The 18,362-nt window shown below is 43.0% G+C and carries 17 protein-coding genes; 7 read left to right on the top strand and 10 right to left on the bottom strand.

Going from position 1 to position 18,362, the window contains the following annotated elements; all coding sequences use genetic code 11:
• Window positions 1–244: 244 nt before the first annotated feature.
• From V7K50_RS15735 to V7K50_RS15715, 5 genes are all read right to left on the bottom strand, one after another.
• Window positions 245–382: a hypothetical protein gene (locus V7K50_RS15735; RefSeq protein WP_334961504.1), complete on the bottom strand. Its 138-nt coding sequence runs from the start codon at window positions 380–382 to the stop codon at window positions 245–247.
• 260 nt (window positions 383–642) lie between these two features.
• Entirely contained in the window at window positions 643–2,706 is a 2,064-nt protein-coding gene (locus tag V7K50_RS15730) for a ribonuclease catalytic domain-containing protein (protein ID WP_334961502.1), read from the bottom strand.
• A 119-nt stretch (window positions 2,707–2,825) separates the two neighbouring features.
• Window positions 2,826–3,041 (bottom strand): 30S ribosomal protein S18, encoded by a 216-nt coding sequence (gene rpsR, locus V7K50_RS15725; protein ID WP_334801031.1) that lies wholly within the window; start codon window positions 3,039–3,041, stop codon window positions 2,826–2,828.
• A 2-nt stretch (window positions 3,042–3,043) separates the two neighbouring features.
• The gene (gene rpmG, locus V7K50_RS15720) at window positions 3,044–3,238 is read right to left on the bottom strand and encodes a 50S ribosomal protein L33 (RefSeq protein WP_094333178.1); all 195 of its coding nucleotides are present in this window, start codon (window positions 3,236–3,238) and stop codon (window positions 3,044–3,046) included.
• 43 nt (window positions 3,239–3,281) lie between these two features.
• Window positions 3,282–3,839: an RDD family protein gene (locus tag V7K50_RS15715; RefSeq protein WP_334961500.1), complete on the bottom strand. Its 558-nt coding sequence runs from the start codon at window positions 3,837–3,839 to the stop codon at window positions 3,282–3,284.
• An 83-nt stretch (window positions 3,840–3,922) separates the two neighbouring features.
• Here V7K50_RS15715 and V7K50_RS15710 point away from each other — a divergent pair, with 83 nt between their 5' ends.
• On the top strand, window positions 3,923–4,555 hold the full coding sequence (locus V7K50_RS15710) for a hypothetical protein (protein WP_334961498.1): 633 nt from the start codon (window positions 3,923–3,925) through the stop codon (window positions 4,553–4,555).
• 125 nt (window positions 4,556–4,680) lie between these two features.
• Here the strand turns inward: V7K50_RS15710 and V7K50_RS15705 are convergent, their stop codons facing one another.
• On the bottom strand, window positions 4,681–5,184 hold the full coding sequence (locus V7K50_RS15705; RefSeq protein ID WP_334961496.1) for an RRXRR domain-containing protein: 504 nt from the start codon (window positions 5,182–5,184) through the stop codon (window positions 4,681–4,683).
• Window positions 5,185–5,415: 231 nt separating this feature from the next.
• Between V7K50_RS15705 and V7K50_RS15700 the strand changes: the two genes are divergently transcribed.
• Both V7K50_RS15700 and V7K50_RS15695 read left to right on the top strand, forming a co-directional pair.
• Complete coding sequence (locus V7K50_RS15700) at window positions 5,416–6,714, top strand: molybdopterin molybdotransferase MoeA (RefSeq protein WP_334961494.1); 1,299 nt, start codon at window positions 5,416–5,418, stop codon at window positions 6,712–6,714.
• Between the two features lie 197 nt (window positions 6,715–6,911).
• The gene (locus tag V7K50_RS15695) at window positions 6,912–7,628 is read left to right on the top strand and encodes a hypothetical protein (protein WP_334961492.1); all 717 of its coding nucleotides are present in this window, start codon (window positions 6,912–6,914) and stop codon (window positions 7,626–7,628) included.
• A gap of 201 nt (window positions 7,629–7,829) precedes the next feature.
• Here V7K50_RS15695 and V7K50_RS15690 read toward each other — a convergent pair whose 3' ends face one another.
• Window positions 7,830–9,062, bottom strand: coding sequence for a cysteine desulfurase-like protein (locus tag V7K50_RS15690; protein ID WP_334961490.1), 1,233 nt, complete (start codon window positions 9,060–9,062; stop codon window positions 7,830–7,832).
• Between the two features lie 307 nt (window positions 9,063–9,369).
• Here V7K50_RS15690 and V7K50_RS15685 point away from each other — a divergent pair, with 307 nt between their 5' ends.
• The gene (locus tag V7K50_RS15685) at window positions 9,370–9,591 is read left to right on the top strand and encodes a DUF4327 family protein (RefSeq protein WP_334801200.1); all 222 of its coding nucleotides are present in this window, start codon (window positions 9,370–9,372) and stop codon (window positions 9,589–9,591) included.
• Between the two features lie 407 nt (window positions 9,592–9,998).
• Here the strand turns inward: V7K50_RS15685 and V7K50_RS15680 are convergent, their stop codons facing one another.
• The gene (locus V7K50_RS15680) at window positions 9,999–10,181 is read right to left on the bottom strand and encodes a hypothetical protein (protein WP_334961488.1); all 183 of its coding nucleotides are present in this window, start codon (window positions 10,179–10,181) and stop codon (window positions 9,999–10,001) included.
• Between the two features lie 435 nt (window positions 10,182–10,616).
• Here V7K50_RS15680 and V7K50_RS15675 point away from each other — a divergent pair, with 435 nt between their 5' ends.
• Genes V7K50_RS15675 through pgmB form a run of 3 tightly spaced genes read left to right on the top strand, consistent with a single transcriptional unit; the run spans window position 10,617 to window position 16,468 of the window.
• Window positions 10,617–13,028: a sucrose synthase gene (locus V7K50_RS15675; RefSeq protein WP_334961486.1), complete on the top strand. Its 2,412-nt coding sequence runs from the start codon at window positions 10,617–10,619 to the stop codon at window positions 13,026–13,028.
• Window positions 13,029–13,032: 4 nt separating this feature from the next.
• Entirely contained in the window at window positions 13,033–13,371 is a 339-nt protein-coding gene (locus V7K50_RS15670; protein ID WP_334961484.1) for a hypothetical protein, read from the top strand.
• A gap of 52 nt (window positions 13,372–13,423) precedes the next feature.
• Complete coding sequence (gene pgmB, locus V7K50_RS15665) at window positions 13,424–16,468, top strand: beta-phosphoglucomutase (RefSeq protein WP_334961482.1); 3,045 nt, start codon at window positions 13,424–13,426, stop codon at window positions 16,466–16,468.
• A 64-nt stretch (window positions 16,469–16,532) separates the two neighbouring features.
• On the opposite strand, the gene V7K50_RS30730 is transcribed toward pgmB, so the two are convergent.
• Together V7K50_RS30730 and V7K50_RS15655 are read right to left on the bottom strand one after the other, a co-directional pair.
• On the bottom strand, window positions 16,533–16,823 hold the full coding sequence (locus V7K50_RS30730; RefSeq protein WP_442944605.1) for a hypothetical protein: 291 nt from the start codon (window positions 16,821–16,823) through the stop codon (window positions 16,533–16,535).
• 354 nt (window positions 16,824–17,177) lie between these two features.
• Window positions 17,178–18,197, bottom strand: a complete 1,020-nt coding sequence (locus V7K50_RS15655; RefSeq protein ID WP_334961480.1) for a tRNA-dihydrouridine synthase family protein — start codon at window positions 18,195–18,197, stop codon at window positions 17,178–17,180.
• Window positions 18,198–18,362 lie beyond the last annotated feature (165 nt).

The following is an 18,362-nucleotide window of genomic DNA, read 5'->3' as shown; positions in this document are numbered from 1 at the left end:
GAGATATTTGAATGCTCGGCTATATTGATTCGTTTCGGCATAAGTCATATTTATACTCATTACTTTTATCGTAAGCGATTATGCGGACATGATATAATTGGGAGATAGTGATTTTTTGTTGCAAATCCATCTTCACACCAGGCGTTAATTCTCCATCACGCATGGTGGTATCAAAAATAATTACTTTATGATGATTTTTTGACATATTGGTTAGAGATAGCGATCGCTTACATCAAATACAATCTTAAGGAATATCATCAGTTAAAAAAACTGTCTCTAAATCCCGATAACCACTGACAATATGTACACTTTCCACGCCGCCATCAATGGGACGATAAAATATTAAGTAATCTTCTTGGGAAACTCCGTAAACCACTGGCAAAATTATCGAAACTTTGCCCCATATTAGGAAAATGAGCCAACAGTCTACACTGCTATTTAATTTTTTCTTTGAGTCTTGGAGCCGCATCAGGATTGTAGCGGATAATACAGCGCTTCCCGCTATTATGCAATACAGTTTTCTCCTTGCCCCTCTTTTAGCATAGCTTTCAGCTTTGAGGATGTACCTCATAGCTGCCGTAAGTGCTGTATAGCGATTAATCTCTTTAATCTATATCCTAACCGAAAGGAGTTGGAGCAAGGTTAATTCCCTGCTGTTTGAGCTTCTTGATAAATTATTTCTTGAAACTGGATCATATCTTTTTGTGGATCGGCATGGCTAACTTTCACTAATATCTGTTCGCCCAATTTCACAGAACGTTTGAAAGCCATTGGTAACTGTAAGCCCAAATCTTCTATCAAAATTAAGGCTAAGTTGCTGTCTTCCCGCAGCCACATCAACACTGTCACATCCCAAGTTTCTTCAGGATGACGGCGTAAATACTCTAGAGCATAATATCTATTAGTTTGCCGTTCCACCATCGTCACCTCTTGGGTAATGCTGGTGACATTCATCATTACTTCTTTTAGTTGTTCTGCGGAAAATGGCAGAACTTCACCCCGCAAATGGGCTTTAATTTGGAAGTGGGTAAGTAAGTCACTATACCGACGGATGGGAGAAGTTGCTTGAGTATAGGTATCCAAACCCAAACCAGCATGACGCAAAGGCGTAATACTCATTTCACTCTTGGGCATACAACGACGCATGGCGCAAGCGCGAACGAATCCCGCCGGAAGTAGCAGCAATTCTTCATCGGGAGGTAATTCTGGTTGCGGCTGACCGCGAAAGGGCAAAGGTATGTTATGAGTTTTACCATAACGAGCCGCAACTTCACCGGCAACAATCATCATTTCTGCTACCACTTGCCGCGATGGGGAATCGTCCAAAATGTCAATGTGGATTTCCTCTCCTTTGACTTTGATCGTCGCTTCGGGCATGGTGATGCTAATTGCCCCTTGAGCGTAACGCCAAGCTCTCCGCCGTTGTGCCCAAGTAGCGATCGCCGCAATTTCCGGTTCTGCTTGTACGCGTAATTGCAGCATTTCATCTACATCTTCGTAGGTGAGGCGATAAGTCGGCTTAATCAAGCTGGTATGAATGCTGTAATCTTCTACTCCCCCACTTGTACCTAAAACAATCCCGAAACTGAGGGCGCAACAAATTTTTCCCTGAATCAGGCTCATTGGCCCAGTTGCCAATACCTCTGGAAACATGGGAATCATCCCCGTAGGTAAGTAGACTGTACTACCCCGCTTTCTGGCTTCCAAATCTAATTCATCTTCTGGTACTAACCATCTAGTGGGATCGGCAATATGCACCCACAGGCGTTCCCGTCCATCGGCCAGTACTTCCCAACTTAGACCATCGTCGATCTCTGTGGTAGTTTCGTCATCAATGGTGTACACCTTCAGGTGAGTCAGATCCAGGCGGTTTGTTGTATCTGAGTCAATGGGCGGGAAATCCAAACGCTGTTGCGCCACTTCTAATACCTTATGAGGAAATTGAATCGGAATTGAAGAACGACGCAGGAACAAGTTTTCATAAGGACTCCAGTGACCTAAATCTACTAATAATTGAAAGGCTCCTTGGGGTGTTGTTGGCCGCCCCAGCATCGTCATTGTTTCTAATACTGGAGCGCTGGGCGGATAAGCACGAGCTAAGGAGTCATAATTAACCCCCGTCCGCACCGTGTCAGCGATTAGCGCTGCGTATTTTTCTAGTCCTTCTAAGCGCTGGCGATCGTGACGCCCCCACTCTACTGCTTCACCTTTGAGTGCCCGCTCTACACGAGTTAAAAATTCCTGCTGTCCCTTAGCTTTTAGTGCCTCTATTTCGATCTGGTGCTGGCGTTCTGCCACTTGAGCAGCAGTTCGCGGCTCGTAAGCGTCTCCTTTTTGCTTGAAATAGAGTTTATCGTCTGATAACAAGCAATAGGCGGCATAACAAGGAGGCGCGGCTGATTCTGAAAATAGCAGATTCGCCATTTGGTCTGGGGTGACTGTTTCCCCATCTTCAACCAGTAATTCCCAAGCCACTTCTAAGCTAGATGGGTCTAAATAAGGCTTGACCTGATCCAAAAAGCTGGCAATCTCAGAGGGCTTGTAAGTCTGTCCGGTAACTGTATAGCTTATTTGTTTAGGCGCGAGGCTGTGGGATTGACCACGTTCGTCTACCACAAACCAGCGGGTTTTACCGTCTGGACGTTCTACGATGCCCAGACGGCGATCGCCTTGAACCCTAAATTCAACTAGCGTCCCCTTCTCCACAACTCTCGCACTTTAATTTGGTGAACAGTTTAAATAGTTTTAAGTTAGGAGTTAGGAGTTAGGAGTTAGGAATTTTAATTCTTAACTCATCACTCATCACTCATCACTCATCACCCTTTTTAGCCTTCCGCATTGATAAATGGCAACAAGGCCACAATCCGCGATCGCTTAATTGCTAATGTCAACTCTCGCTGTTGCTGAGATGTCAGCCCAGTAATTCGACGTGGGAGTATTTTACCCCGTTCGGTGAGAAACTTACGCAATAAATCAACATCTTTATAATCGATTGGGTCTCCTGGCTTAATCGGAGAAAGGCGACGACGGAAATAACTCATCTTTACTTAATTTCCTTATGAACGGTATGTTTGTTGCAGTGGGTGCAGAACTTTTTCAGTTCTAGCCGGTTAGTGGTGTTGCGGCGATTCTTTGTACTGGTATAACGTGAGACACCAGCAGAACGCTTATCTGAATTTGTCCGACACTCGGTACACTCTAGTGTCACAATAATGCGGGCACCTTTACTCTTAGCCATAATCTTACAAACAGTGAAGCCTGAAGAGAATTAACACAAATGACTATCTTCTCACATTCCGCCGTATATTATCAACTAATCTTTTAATTTTTATATCGAGCGAGTAGCCACGACGCGATGAAACGACGAAAGTTCCACAATAGCGATCGTGTAAAGCCTGCTGCATCTGGGCATCAGAGAAGGCACTGCCACAATCAATTGCCAGGGGAATTATTAGCAGTATAGCAGTGGGATTGGCTCTAATATTGCTCAGGGCAATTGACACGAAAAGGGCACCCAAGCCGATAATCGCCTCTCGCTTCACCAGTGAGAGCAAATCGGGAATTCTACCCATGATTTGCCCATCTTCGACTTCCAGCACCTTTAAATCGAACGCCCAACGCCCTAAACTTTGCCCTTGATTGTTATATGGCACTAGCACCCGCGAAACTAGCCAAAGTATGACAAAAACTAAGATTTCCACAAATTGAATCCCGATATCGCCGCCTCCCAGCAGGGAACTGACTAACCAGACACCAAGGAAATCAAGCCCTAATGCCATACCTCGTCGCCCAATCTCAGCCTTGGGATAGTGTTTTTGGGGAACTCGTTCGATTGTCATACAAAACAAGTATTTTATTTAGGGGTAGGGAGATATTGTATTGTTGTAAGAACTTAATTTTAATTGACTTGCAAGTTGTATCTATGAAACATCTGTTTACTAAAACAGCTATTAGTATAGTGACGACTATTGGTTTAGCGTTAGCGATCGCCATAACCCCTAATGACGTAGTTCATGCTACTGAGTTTAAATTTAACTGGAAAGGAAACGGTGGTTACTTAGTTCAAGGTTCATTTAACTATGATACAACAACTGCTCCCAGCGTCATTTCTGAAGCAGGTTTGGGAGTTACGAAGAATTTGCAGTCCCTCTCAATTTCCTTCTTTAATCCATTCAGTACTCTCATAAATAGTTTTACTCCAGTGGTTAATGGCGTATCGAACTACAGCTTTTTGAGATTCAACTTTGATAGCACTAAAGAGCAAATCTTTGGCCAATTTGATGTTGGCAAAGATGATAACCTTCCTGGTGATACATGGCTCAATAATAATCTGGCACTCATCAATGAAGGTTTTAGTGATGAGGTTCTAGGTAAAGAATTTGGTTTTAACAGTAGAGATGCCGCAGGGACAAAGCAAATACTAGATTTAAGCAACAATTCGGTTCAGGTATCCAAAGTCCCCGAAGGAAGCATAATTATCGGTTTACTAGCAGTGTCTAGTTTGGGATTTAGCATCAAGCAGAAGAAAGCTATTAGCGCTTTGCGGAATTCATAATTAGTGTATTTGCTCTGTTGATTGAGTCGTCAGTGTTACTTTACAGGGATAAAGGTAAAAAGTCGGAGGCGATCGGTATTCCTCTAATCGCTGAATCAGTGGACATTTGTGGAAAACCCATACATCTAACCATCATTGCGGTGAATTGATTTACAGTACTTATATCGAACTGGGCTAACTTTGCCCATCGGCGTTTTCATCTCAAACACGCCACTTTCTCGGACGGTTAATCTACCAACATGAGTGCCTGCAAACTTCCCTGTTGGTATAACTGCCCGTACCATGTCGCCAGTCTGGAAACCAAAGAAAGTCTTACAAGGTGTTCTGTGCCGAATAGCGCGGCGCGATTCTAAATCATTTTTTATTTGTTGTCCCCGGTGGGTTAACTCCGCACCCCAGATAACTTTTTCACCCTGCACAATTGCTAGCCCAGTTATCTTGGAACCTGGATCTATTTTTAATTGGTGCGGTTCTACGGGGGTAGTAACTGCATATTTCAAGATAATTGTGAATGGGTAACGGCGATATACTGCTGCTTGTTGCATGTTCAATAACCGCCTTGCCTGTCCTGGTAGTATTGGATTTAATAGTTGTTTGTTGGTGTCAAGTACAAATACGAAATTAGACATTTTGTCCTTCCATTGCTGGAGTTATGTTTTCCTCGCCAATGTTTTGAGAACTTTTTAAGTCAAAGACACTGGTTTAACCAAATAGACCTGTTTAATCTTTGACGACAGAGCTACAAGCTAGAAAGCACCCGTAGGTATCATGATTCTCAAAACGTAGCTTTCGCTTAAGCTGGCTATCTGTCCAGTAGATATACTAGAAGTCTTGCAATGTCCACTGTTTAGTGAATAGCTATGTTATCAGTCAGCGATGCAGAAGCAATTATTTTAAATTTAGTACAACCGTTGGATGATCAACGGGATATAGAAGTTGTAGATTTATTCACAGCCGATAGTCGCATTTTGGCAACACCTGTCACCAGCCCGTTAGATTTTCCCCATTGGGATAATTCGGCAATGGATGGCTACGCAGTTCGCTACGAAGATGTACAGCACTCTAGCGCCGAACAACCAGCTATTTTAGAAATCGTTGAAGAGATTCCGGCTGGCTATCAGCCTAAGTCTAGGATTCAACTAGGACAAGCTGCGCGGATTTTTACAGGTGCCCTGATGCCAGCAGGTGCGGATACTGTAGTAATGCAAGAGAAGACACGCCGCGAGGAAAACCGCGTATTTATCCTGGATGCGCCAAAACCGCAAGGATTTGTCAGACACAAAGCATCTTTTTATCAAGCTGGAACACAACTACTACCAGCAGGAATTAAGTTAAATGCCTCAGAAATTTCCGTATTAGCAGCAGCACAATGTCCGCAATTAAGTGTTTACCGTCGTCCGCGTGTGGCAATTTTTTCCACTGGTGATGAGTTGGTGGCAATTGATCAACCATTGCAACCAGGGCAAATTGTGGATTCTAATCAGTATGCGATCGCAGCGTTGGTAAGACAAAGTGGCGCAGAACCGTTAATTTTAGGCATTGTGAAAGATGATCCAGTTGCTTTGGAGAAAGTTATTACCCACGCTGTTGCGATCGCTGATATAGTTCTCTCTTCTGGTGGTGTCTCAGTGGGAGATTATGATTATGTTGAGAAAATTCTAGAGTCACGAGCAAAAATTCACATTCGGGCTGTACAGATGAGTCCAGGAAAACCCCTCACCGTCGCCACCTTCCCCAGTAGAGACGCGATTAATCGCGTCTCTACAAACTCCCCGCTTTATTTTGGTTTACCAGGGAATCCTGCTGCTGTGTTGGTGACATTTTGGCGGTTTGTGCTACCAGCAATTAAGAAACTTTCGGGAATTACTGAAGGTTGGGAACCAGTATTTTTGAAAGTGCGATCGCATGATGAATTGCGATCGGATGGCAAGCGCGAAACTTACCTTTGGGGTAAATTGCATTTAATTGATGGTGTCTATGAATTTCATAAAGCTGGAGGTAGTCACAGTTCCGGCAATTTAATTAATTTAGCTCAAACCAATGCCCTAGCTGTTATACCGATAGGTAAAACATTAATTTCCCCACAAGAAGAGGTGCAAATTTTGCAGCTTGTTAACCAGACTTTTCACGTCATCTGGAAAAATCATCGAGTGACCTAACCCCCTAGCCCACTTCCCTGGTAGGGAAGTTTTTCACCCAGATGATGACCGCAACTTGATTTTTCAGCAGTGGCTTAATCGGGATGAAGCAACCAATAGTCAAGTCGTGTCCACTACCAATAATATAGAGTTACAAACACAATTCGCAATTGTGAACAAAAATTGGATTTTGTCAGATTTTTTTACCCCAAAATATAATGTTTACGCATTTAAATGCTAACTTCACGCGCATAGATGAGATAGTTCCTAGTATATATAAGCTTTCTATCTCAAACAATAAAAAGTTCGTTTTCAGTCAATTCCTTATCCTTGATGAGCGCCCTATGCTTATTCATACGGGTCGCTCAAATTGGTTTGAGCAAACGTATCAGCTTGTTTCCTCTGTCTGCGACCCTTCAAAACTTCATTACATTGCCTTATGTCACCTTGAGGCTGATGAGTGCGGAGCGCTTAATCAGTGGCTTGAAGCGGCTCCAGAAGCCAAAACAATTGTGAGTCCTCTGAATCAATCGAACATGGATGACTTTGCGTTGCGACCAACAACGGTTCTTAAGAATAACAAAGCTCTTTCCTTGGGGAAAAGAGATATCATACTTATTGAAACTCCTCATTTTCCTCATGGATGGGAGGGTTGTCTATTCTATCAGCCGCAAGAGGAGATCCTTTTTTGTTCCGATCTTGCAGCTCATCCTGGTCAGTTCGAGGAGCCTGTTACCGAAAAGGATCTTACAGAATCTATCATTAAGTTTCAGCAAAAAGTCGGGTTTATGTCTGAAGGCAAAAGCTTCACTCGGGGGATTGAGGCAATAGAAAAGCTACCCATTAAGTACCTTGCAACAATGCATGGTTCTATTATTCACGGGGAGTCGATCTCGAAGCTTCTTTCAAAAATGAAGGGAACCTTTGGTTCTTAAGTTGATTGTAGCCGTGAAAAGTCAGGCTTGTTAACGAGTAATGGGGATTGGGGATTGGGGACTGGGGATTAAATTATTTGTTGATAAGCTAAAACACATCTAATTTGCATATTAAATTTTTCTAAATATCTTGTGGGGTGGGCATCTTGCCCGCCCTGATTATGCAACTTAAATGCCGATTAGCTTACTTAATGCCCAGTCTTAAAATACCTGCTCAAAAGCCTCAATTAGGCTGTTAACTTCCTCAATGGTGTTGTAATGCACCATACTCACCCGGACTATTCCACCTTGGGATGCTAACCCCAGGTATTCAATCAGCCGTTTAGCATAAAAATCCCCGTAGCGAATTCCTATATAATGTTGGTCAATTTTTGCCGGAATGGTCGAGCTATTGATTCCATCTACTACAAAAGATATAGTTGGTACACGGAATTGACGGTCAGCCTTTGATTGACCAATCACTCGCACATTAGACTTACTGTTGAGGTAATTTAGGAGGCGATCGCTAATCTTTTCTTCATGTATGCTAATTAAATCAAACGCCTGTACCATTTGATTTCTCAAATCAGGTGCAGTTTCACTCCCGTAGTGCAGTTGTGCTAATTCACTTAAATAATCACATAAACCTAACATTCCATAACTTAATTCAAAATTGACATTCCCCAACTGAAATTTATAAGGTATATCTGTCTGTTCAATAAAATAATGGTTAAGACCAGGCAATCTTAATAAATGTTCTTCTTTACCATAAAGTAAAGCATGATGTGGCCCATAGACTTTATAACAACTCAAGGTATAGAAATCAACATCTAAATCTTGGACATCAACTAATCTGTGGGGTGCATAAGCTACACCATCTACACAAATCATGGCGTTGCGATCGTGTACAAATGCAGCAATTTCTTTGATCGGGTTGATGGTGCCCAGAACATTAGAAGCATGAGTCAAGGTTACTAGTTTGGTGCGTTGACTCATCAATGGTTCTAAATCTGCTAAATCAAGTTCCAAGGTATCTGCGCGAACTTGCCACACTTTAACCTTCATTCCTTGTTTTTCAAGAGCGACCCAAGCCCCAATATTAGCCTCATGGTCACAATTAGTAACAATAATCTCATCGCCAGGTGTGAAGGTTTGACCTAGACAAATTGAGAGAACTTTCAACATCATTGTAGTAGATGAACCCATGACCACTTCTTTAGAATAATTGGCATTAATGAAAGTAGCCATTCCCCTAGTTGCTAGAGCTAATCGTTCTCCTGCAAGTTGAGAAACCCCATAAGAAGCTCCCAACTGGACATCAGAACTCAGGAGAAATTCGCTAATTCTATCTACTACTTTTTTGAGAGTTTGTGACCCACCAGCATTATCAAAAAAAGTCCATTCACCAGCTAGAGCGGGGAAATATTGGCGAACTTGATCAAGATTTAGGAGCATAGCATAAGTGTAAGAGAGAGTGTTCTTTACCCTAGCCTACCTTTTGGCAAGTCGCCTAGAGAGCATCTACATCATTTTTTGGCATTTACCGCTTGTTCGGCCAGCCTTCTTACTCTGCAAAAATCTATCTGCACAAGGTATATTTTGAGACTAAAAGATTATCTTACTGACATATCTAACTTCTAGCAAGGATTAATGTCTTGATTCTTCACAATTCTCTCCAATTTTATTTGATAAGTTTAAGGGATAGTCAAAGCAACTATTGTTTTGATTCTTAATTCCTTGATTGAAAAGAAAGGAACGACCTATGAATACTACGGTTAAATACGACATTGAGGTTATCAAGAAAGAAGCACTTCAACTTGTTAAAAAGGGACTTCTTAACCGTCAGCATCCAATTTATACCCTCTGTAAATATATTCCTCATCGTGACTGGGTTAATTTTGAACTTGAGTTAGAAAAAAACGAATTTCTACTCAGAGATAGAATTATCGACCTACTGAATCACGAATTGTGGGAAGAAGATTGAGGCTGCATTTAGAAGCTAAACCTGATTAGCAGCATCACAATAAAATCAAAATTACAAATTCAGTTTTCAGCATTAAAACCCTCGAATTAAGTCGGGGGTTATAAATAAGAGATTATTAAAGTAAGAGACGATTTATAAAGTGAACCATATTTTCAGATGCGTTATGTGGCTGCTTTAACGCATCTGAAAATATCGTGTGTTACGACTAAATTAGACTTTCTCAAAGCCTCAAATTCCTACACAGCCGTAACACACCCTAGTGAATATTTACTTTAGCTCTGTCAGTTAATACCTTATGGTTGGGCTAGAGTCACAGATTCTATGGCAATTTATTACTGAGATTCACAAAACATAATTATACTAACCTATTCCAGTCAATTGGTATTAGGTAGACAACTCTTCTAGCCCTATCCATTCGGTGATAGATTGCCATTGGCTTGCGTAAACAGTAGCGCTTCTACGTTTTTGTTTTTGAGCTTTTCTAGGTATTTTTTCCATAACAGCATCGGCGAATGAACTGGATTTGTTCCAATTATAAACAGGCATTTCCTGCCAGCAGTGGCGACAAAACCAGTAAGTTTCTGCGCCACGTATATGTTCTAAAAGTAAGCTTGAACAACAAGGACAGTAATTCATATTTTTCTCAAACCCTGTTAATAAAAGTGTTATCGTAAATCAGGGCAGCCAGTTGAAAAGCCCGTAGATATTTAAAACAACCTGTCTATATTTTTACTATAGTGTTTAAATATGAGGAACTTGTGAAGAAAGTGAAAATATTCAAATACTTAATAATTTCATAAGATTTATACTAGAAGTTACGAACAAAAAGATCCCCGACTGATTCAAGAAGTCGGGCATCTTTATTTACGTCTCCCTCATCCCATAGACTCGCAGCGTTTCACCCCAGAGCTAGACGCGAGGATTTTTATAGTTACTTAAAATTATGGGGGAAAACTACCTCATATAACCGAAGACTGGAAAGAAAATGAGGTCGTGACCTAGCTAAATTTCTGGAATTCGTCATCATGTATGAACTAGTACAAGCTGTGATCAACGGTGATGAAAAAACTGCTCTACATCAGTTTATTTCGGCGTTGAGTGCTTCAGGTAAGCATTATTTCCTGAGAAATGAGATTTTGCAAGCCTTTGCTGATTACTGTCATCAATCCCAAAAGCCAGCCTATTTTTACTACTCTTCTTCTGTTGGCAAACTGATACAGTACACCCACGAAATAATTCTTCAAGAAGAAAGTACTTGGTTCGTAGTTCGACCAAAGATTGCTAACCAAGAAGTTTGGAAACTGACAGCCGACTTTAGTAAGTTCGAGCAGATGACACCTCAAGCGTTGCTAGATGTGAGAGATCGCCTAGTCAACCGCTACCAACCCCATCTTCTCGAAATTGACCTCCACCCTTTCTATGAGAGTTCCCTAAGAATCGATGATGCCAGAAATATCGGTCAAGGTTTAGCCTTCCTCAACCGTTATCTGTGTAGTCAATTGTTGACTGACTCCCAACATTGGGTAGAGATGTTATTTCAAGCATTACATGGGCTGCGATACGATGGTATTCGCTTGTTGTTGAGCGATCGCATTACCTCCGGTATTCAGTTAGCCGAACAAATTAAGCTAGCCCTCAAATTGCTGAGTGAGCGATCGCCTGATGAACCATATCAAAAATTCCACTTTGAGCTTCAAGAACTCGGTTTTGAGCCAGGTTGGGGTAATACTGCGGCGCGAGTCTCCGAAACCCTAGAACTCCTTGACAGACTCATTTACTCCCCAGAACCCGGCATCTTAGAAACATTTGTCGCCCGCGTCCCCGCAGTCTTTCGCGTTGTCCTCGTTTGCGTTCACGGCTGGGTTGGACAGGATGATGTTTTGGGAAGAAATGAAACACTCGGTCAAGTTATCTACGTCCTCGAACAAGCTCGCAGCTTAGAAAACGAACTGCGTGAACAAATCAAACTCGCTGGACTCGATTTGCTGGGCATTAAACCCCATGTAATTATTCTCACTCGACTAATCCCTAACTGTGAAGGGACATCTTGTAACCTACCTTTAGAAAAACTCCAAGATACTGAAAATGCTTGGATATTACGCGTTCCTTTTGGTGAATTCAATCCAGAAGTTACTAACAATTGGATTTCTCAATTTGAGATTTGGCCTTATTTAGAACAATTTGCTCTCGATGCTGAAAAAGAGTTACTAACTCAATTTAAAGGCAAACCTAATCTGATCGTTGGCAATTATAGCGATGGGAATTTAGTAGCCTTTATCCTCTCTCGCCGGATGAAAGTTACCCAGTGCAACATTGCCCATTCTTTGGAAAAGCCTAAATATCTATTTAGCAATTTATATTGGCAAGATTTAGAAGAACAATATCACTTTTCGGTACAATTCACCGCCGATTTGATCAGCATGAATGCAGCCGACTTCATTATTACATCGTCCTATCAAGAAATTGTTGGCACACCCGATAGCATCGGTCAGTACGAGTCGTATAAGTGGTTTACAATGCCACAGTTATATCATGTGGTTGATGGCATTGATTTGTTTAGTTATAAATTCAATTTAGTGCCACCGGGAGTCAATGAAAATATTTACTTTCCCTATAGCCAAAAAGAAAACCGAGATTCTAACCTTTGCACACAAATCCACGACCTACTTTTTAGCCGCGAAGACCCTCAAATTTTTGGTCACTTAGATCATCCTAATAAGCGACCAATCTTTGCTGTTGATACCATCACTTCCATCAATAATCTCAATGGTTTAGCTGAATGCTTTGGTAAAAGTCAGGCATTGCAAGAGCGTTGTAACCTGATTATCTTAACTAGTAAACTGCATCCAGATCAAGCTATAAACCGAGAAGAAGCAGAAGAAATTCAAAAACTCTACGATATTATTGATCAATATCATCTTGATGGCAAGATTCGCTGGGTGGGGATGCGTATCCCTAGCAATGAACTCGGCGAAGCTTACCGAGTAGTTGCAGATTATCAGGGAATCTATATTCATTTTGCCCACTTTGAATCTTTCGGACGGAGTATTTTAGAAGCGATGATTTCCGGCTTGCCTACCTTCACTACTGAGTTTGGCGGTTCTTCGGAAATTATCGATAGCCAAGAAAATGGATTTAATGTTAATCCTACAGACTTAGAAGGAACAGCAAAGAAAATTTTAGACTTCCTTGACCAATGCGATACTCATTCTGAATATTGGTGCGAAGTTTCAGAACGGATGAGTCAACGAATTCATAATAAATATAATTGGCATTTACATAGTAATCAATTACTGTTACTTGCTAAAATGGTTGGTTTTTGGAACTTTGTTGTTCCAGAAAATAACGAAGCCAGAGATCGGTATATGGAAGCCTTATTTCACCTTATTTATAAACCCAGAGCGGAAAAGATTTTGGAAAAGCATAAGGGGGGGTGAGGGAGTGGGGATTGGGGATTGGGGACAAGGAGAATTAGAAACTGATTCATCCACCTCGGAACTCCGTTCATCCACCTTTGAACTCCGTTCATCCACCTTTGAACTCCGTTCATCCACCTTTGAACACCGTTCATCCACCTCGGAACTCCGTTCATCCACCTTTGAACACCGTTCATCCACCTTTGAACACCGTTCATCCACCTCGAAACACCGTTCATCCACCTTTGAACACCGTTCATCCACCTTGAAACACCGTTCATCCACCTTGAAACACCGTTCATCCACCTCGAAACACCGTTCATCCACCTTTGAACACCGTTCATCCACCTCAAAGACTCATTAACGGAGTTTAAAGACTCATTCATCTGCCTCAAAGTCCCCAATCCCCAATCCCTATGCTCAATGCCCCATTACCTATTCCCCACTCCCCATTACCCCTTATCCCCAGAGGGGGCCCCACCTTCCCCACTTCCCACTTTACCTACACAGACTGGATATTAACCGAAACCCAGTTTGACCCTAAGCAATTACACTCTAAAGAAACTGTTTTTACAATCGGCAATGGATACCTTGGAACAAGGGGAAGTTTTGAGGAAGGTTATCCTCATGCATTATCAGGTACCTTTATCCACGGTGTCTACGATGATGTGCCTGTGGTTTACACAGAACTGGTAAATTGCCCCGACTGGCTACCCTTAGTAGTGATTGTGAATAGCGAATCTCCTTCCCTGCGGGACGCTGCGCGAACGGAGACGCTACGCGAATGCTTCCGTCTCGATCAAGGTGAGATATTACGCTACGATCGCCAACTCGATTTACACCAAGGACTTCTGTCCCGTTCTTTGCGTTGGCGCTCTCCCAGTGGTAAAACCATAGACATCCACTTTGAACGCTTTGCTAGTCTTGCAGATCCCCACGTATTGGCGCTACGCTGCCATTTAACGCCAGTAGATTTTGATGGGTTGATCGAAATTCAAGCTAGCATCAACGGTTATCCAGAAAATCAAGGTTTCAATCACTGGGAAGGACTAGATCAGGGCAAAACTGACCAAGGAATCTGGTTGCAACGCTCTACCCGTAGCTCCCGAATTGAACTCGGTATGGCAGTTAAGATGACAATATTAGGCGCTGAAGCATCTTTGCAAATCAATACCGCACCTGGTTATCCAACCTTAAGCACCACCTTCTTGGGGAAAGCGCAACAGACCGTAACAATAGAAAAATTAGTGACAGTTTTTACCTCGCGGGACATTGAAACACCAGTCCAAGCTGCTCAAGAAAAACTCGCGCACCTCCCAGACTATGCAACATTACTAAAAGCCAATGAACAGGCGTGGCAGGAGGTTTGGCAGCAAAGCGATATCCTCATTGAGGGGGATACCACGGCGGCTTTTGCTGTGCGCTACAATCTGTTTCAGTTGTTGATTGCTGCGCCACGGGATGATGACAAAGTGAGCATTCCGGCAAAAACCCTTTCCGGGTTTGGCTATCGCGGTCATATTTTTTGGGATACAGAAATTTTTATGTTGCCCCTGTTTCTGTTTACCCAACCAACGATCGCTCGTAACTTTCTCAGTTACCGTTGGCACACCTTACCAGGAGCCAGACGCAAAGCAGCCCATTACGGGTATAAAGGGGCAATGTTTGCCTGGGAAAGTGCTGATAGCGGAGATGAAGTGACACCACGTTGGGCACTTGAAAGTAATTTTTATGGTGAAGATGTGCGGATTTGGTGCCGCGATCGCGAAATTCATATTAATGCAGATATCCCCTACGCCGTTTGGAAATACTGGCAAGCCACTGGTGATGATGACTGGATGCAAAAGCGTGGTGCAGAGATTATTTTGGATGCCGCGATTTTTTGGGGTAGTCGGGTGGAATTCAATCCTGAGCGCCAAAAGTATGAAATTCGAGGAGTGATCGGAGCTGATGAATACCATGAATTAGTTCACAATAACGCCTTTACCAATCGCATGGCGCAATGGCATCTAGAGAAAGCGATCGCAGTTTATGATTGGTTAGCTGACAAATTCCCCGAACGAGCCACTGAACTAGAACAGACATTAAAACTTACTCTAGAAGAGCGATCGCACTGGCAAGATATCATCGCCAAAATATTGTTCCTTTATGATCCATCAACAGAAGTAATTGAGCAGATCGAGGGATTTTTCCAATTGGAAGATATCAACTTAGCAGATTATGAACCACGCGATCGCTCTATGCAACCAATCTTGGGTGTTGAGAAAATCAACAAATATCAAGTAATCAAACAGCCAGATGTATTGATGCTCTTATATTTAATGCGAGAATCAGCAGATTTTCCCTACAACAAAAAAGCATTGCAGACAAACTGGGACTACTACGCACCCCGCACCGATATTACTTATGGTTCGTCCCTTGGCCCAGGAATTCACGCCATCTTAGCTTCAGATTTGGGCAAATCAACCGAAGCTTACGAACTATTTATGCGAGCGTTAATGGTGGATCTTGAAGACAACCGAGGTAACACCAGGGATGGAATTCACGGCGCTAGTGCAGGTGGCATTTGGCAAGCTGTAATTTTTGGATTCGGCGGCATCCAATTCACTGAAAATGGTCCGGTAGCCAACCCGCACCTCCCCCCAGGCTGGACACGCCTGAAGTTTAAACTACATTGGAAAGGGTTATGGCACGAGTTTGATTTGCATCAAGGAGTGGGGACTGGGGGACAAGAAGACAATGCAGATAACCAATCCCCAATACCTAATCCCCAATCCCCAATCCCCAATCCCCAATCCCCAATCCCCAACATCAAAGGATTCATCTTCGATTTAGATGGTGTGCTAACAGATACAGCAGAAGTTCACTATTTAGCTTGGAAAAAGCTAGCGGATGAAGAGGGTATACCGTTTAATCGGGAAGCTAACGAAGCGTTGCGGGGTGTATCCCGTCGTGCTTCCCTGATGCTGATCCTTGGAGATCGACGGTATACGGAAGCACAAATCGAGGAGATGATGGAGCGTAAAAATCGCTATTATGTGGAATTGATCCAAAATATGACACCCAAGGATTTGTTGCCAGGTGCGATCGCTCTCTTGGATGAACTGCGGCAAGCTGGGATTAAGATTGGTATTGGTTCCGCTAGCAAGAATGCCCGCACAGTGATCGAGCGATTGGGCATTGCTGATAAAATAGATGCGATCGCAGACGGTTATAGTGTAGAGCAACCAAAACCAGCACCCGACCTATTTTTGTACGCAGCCAAACAACTAGGAATCGAACCAGAGCAATCTGTAGTTGTAGAAGATGCCACAGCAGGTGTTGAAGCTGCCCTAGCTGCTGGTATGTGGGCAGTAGGACTCGGCCCCGTCGAACGAGTTGGAGCGGCTCATGTTGTCTTACCCAGCCTAGCAGGTATCAAATGGGCAGACCTACGAGAGCAATTAATTCGTAATTCGTAATTCGTAAGGGAACTCCAAGAAATAAATTATCCAATATTGTGGGGTGGGCATCCTGCCATTGGTATCAAGTTAAGGCAGATGCCCAAATGTCAAGTGAGGTTGCAGCGTTGCGTCGGTGTCGCCGACGCACGGCTTTGACCAAGCCCATAGAGCGTTGATACTCAACCAACCAAGGGATAAGTAGCAATTGTGGGTTTTTCAGGAGTGCGCGGTGGAAAAAATATAAACTGCGAAAGACCATTTCAAAAGAAATGCGTTCAATGGGCTGTTGCAAAGCGACAGCAACATCAGTACAGAAATCATTGAGGACAGCATAGAAAATCCATGTAGCAAAGAAAAAGCATTTGTACGCCATTAGTGCCACCGACCCACAGATAAGATAAACCCAACAATCTTTTTGTGAGTAAAAATGCATCCTCAATTTTCCAACGTCGGCGATACAAATCACAGACTCGCTGTGGAGAAAGCTGTTGTGGGTCAAGGACATTAGTTAAATAATGATACTAAGTTTGACCCCAAAGTACTGAAACTTGGCGCATTGGGTAACGACAAGGAGCAGTGTGATGAAGTCCCATTTGAATAATTTCGTCGTTGAGTATTTTTTTATTTGTCAGTCCTTAATGTCCTAACCTCGTTGTCCATTGCTATAGCTAAATGTATAATATATATCTCCAATCTATTGCTAAATCTCAAATAAATAGTTGCTAAGTTACACGCCTAAGTAAGGTGCTAGGGCTAAAGTTTTCGTCAGATCAGTAAGGAGAACGCGATCGCAAAGGTTAAACAGTTCTACCTCAGTCTGTGTCTGTCGCATCAGCCGCAGGAAATGACCCTCAGTGTCAACACTCAGGGCAATGTAGTTGAGGAACATTTTGAGGTAGCCTACGCGCGATCGCTCTGGCATAGTTGCGGCAGTTGGAGTTTGCCATAAACGATCAATATAGTTGCGTACCTCTACTAAAGGAACGGGCGTAATCGTCTCCAAGCGCAAAGCCTGCCGAATTTGATTAAAAAGCCAAGGATTCCCGATCGCCCACCGTCCCACCATCACACCCGCCGCGCCGGTTTGAGAAAGCACTTCAAGGGCAGCTGCGGCAGAGTATATATTGCCATTGGCAAGCACTGGACAATGGACTTGTTGCACCGCTTCAGCGATCAAATCATATTTCACTGCTCCGTGGTACATATCTTTCACCGTGCGACCATGCAAACTCAGCAAATCAATGCTGTGGCGATTGATTATATCTAGAATTTTGTAAAAGTTATCTGTATTTTCAAAGCCTACGCGCATCTTGACAGTCAAAGGGCGATCGTTCACTGTCTGCCGTAGTTCTCCTAAAATCCGATCCACTTTTTCTGGTGAGAGTAGCAATCCACCGCCAACATTTTTGCGATAGATTCTAGGTGCTGGACAGCCCATGTTCAAGTCAACTCCAGCGATATTATAGTTGCAGAGTTCCTGTGCTGTTCTTACTAAGTCTGGAATGCTTTCGCCAATCATTTGAGCAAAAACGGGGCGACCTGTGTCGTTTTCGGTGATTGCTGCCAGAATGTGACGATTGAGGCGTGAGGTATCATTCACGCGAAAATACTCGGTGAAGAAGTAGTCAGGACTGCCGTAGTGGGCAATGACCTTCATAAACCAGAGGTTTGTCACATCCTGCATAGGCGCAAGAGCGGTGAGGGGTAGGTATGGATAGAGCGATTGGGGGAGCGATACCTGGGACATAGAGATGAAGAGCGATCAACAAAGGATCACTCTATCAAAAAATGGTTATTTAAATGCTGCGATGTCTACGACGGGCTACGCCTACGCCTGATTCAGAACACCTGGGTGGAAAAATTTTGATCCATCAATAGGAGCTTATTAACTTTTGCAACCACAACAGGGTCA

Origin of the sequence: Nostoc sp. (genome assembly GCF_036917135.1) — a bacterium.
Classification (GTDB): domain Bacteria; phylum Cyanobacteriota; class Cyanobacteriia; order Cyanobacteriales; family Nostocaceae; genus Nostoc.
This window is presented reverse-complemented; position numbering and strand designations above follow the sequence as displayed.

Bases quoted from the DNA above. Each gene is read 5' to 3' on its own strand.
- V7K50_RS15700 (WP_334961494.1), top strand. From the start codon at position 5,416: ATGTTATCAGTCAGCGATGCAGAAGCAATTATTTTAAATTTAGTACAA.
- rpsR (WP_334801031.1), bottom strand. From the start codon at position 3,041: ATGAGTTATTTCCGTCGTCGCCTTTCTCCGATTAAGCCAGGAGACCCA.
- V7K50_RS15705 (WP_334961496.1), bottom strand. From the start codon at position 5,184: ATGTCTAATTTCGTATTTGTACTTGACACCAACAAACAACTATTAAAT.
- pgmB (WP_334961482.1), top strand. From the start codon at position 13,424: ATGCTCAATGCCCCATTACCTATTCCCCACTCCCCATTACCCCTTATC.
- V7K50_RS15685 (WP_334801200.1), top strand. From the start codon at position 9,370: ATGAATACTACGGTTAAATACGACATTGAGGTTATCAAGAAAGAAGCA.
- V7K50_RS30730 (WP_442944605.1), bottom strand. From the start codon at position 16,823: ATGGCGTACAAATGCTTTTTCTTTGCTACATGGATTTTCTATGCTGTC.
- V7K50_RS15710 (WP_334961498.1), top strand. From the start codon at position 3,923: ATGAAACATCTGTTTACTAAAACAGCTATTAGTATAGTGACGACTATT.
- V7K50_RS15675 (WP_334961486.1), top strand. From the start codon at position 10,617: ATGTATGAACTAGTACAAGCTGTGATCAACGGTGATGAAAAAACTGCT.
- V7K50_RS15695 (WP_334961492.1), top strand. From the start codon at position 6,912: ATGTTTACGCATTTAAATGCTAACTTCACGCGCATAGATGAGATAGTT.
- V7K50_RS15655 (WP_334961480.1), bottom strand. From the start codon at position 18,197: ATGTCCCAGGTATCGCTCCCCCAATCGCTCTATCCATACCTACCCCTC.
- rpmG (WP_094333178.1), bottom strand. From the start codon at position 3,238: ATGGCTAAGAGTAAAGGTGCCCGCATTATTGTGACACTAGAGTGTACC.
- V7K50_RS15715 (WP_334961500.1), bottom strand. From the start codon at position 3,839: ATGACAATCGAACGAGTTCCCCAAAAACACTATCCCAAGGCTGAGATT.
- V7K50_RS15690 (WP_334961490.1), bottom strand. From the start codon at position 9,062: ATGCTCCTAAATCTTGATCAAGTTCGCCAATATTTCCCCGCTCTAGCT.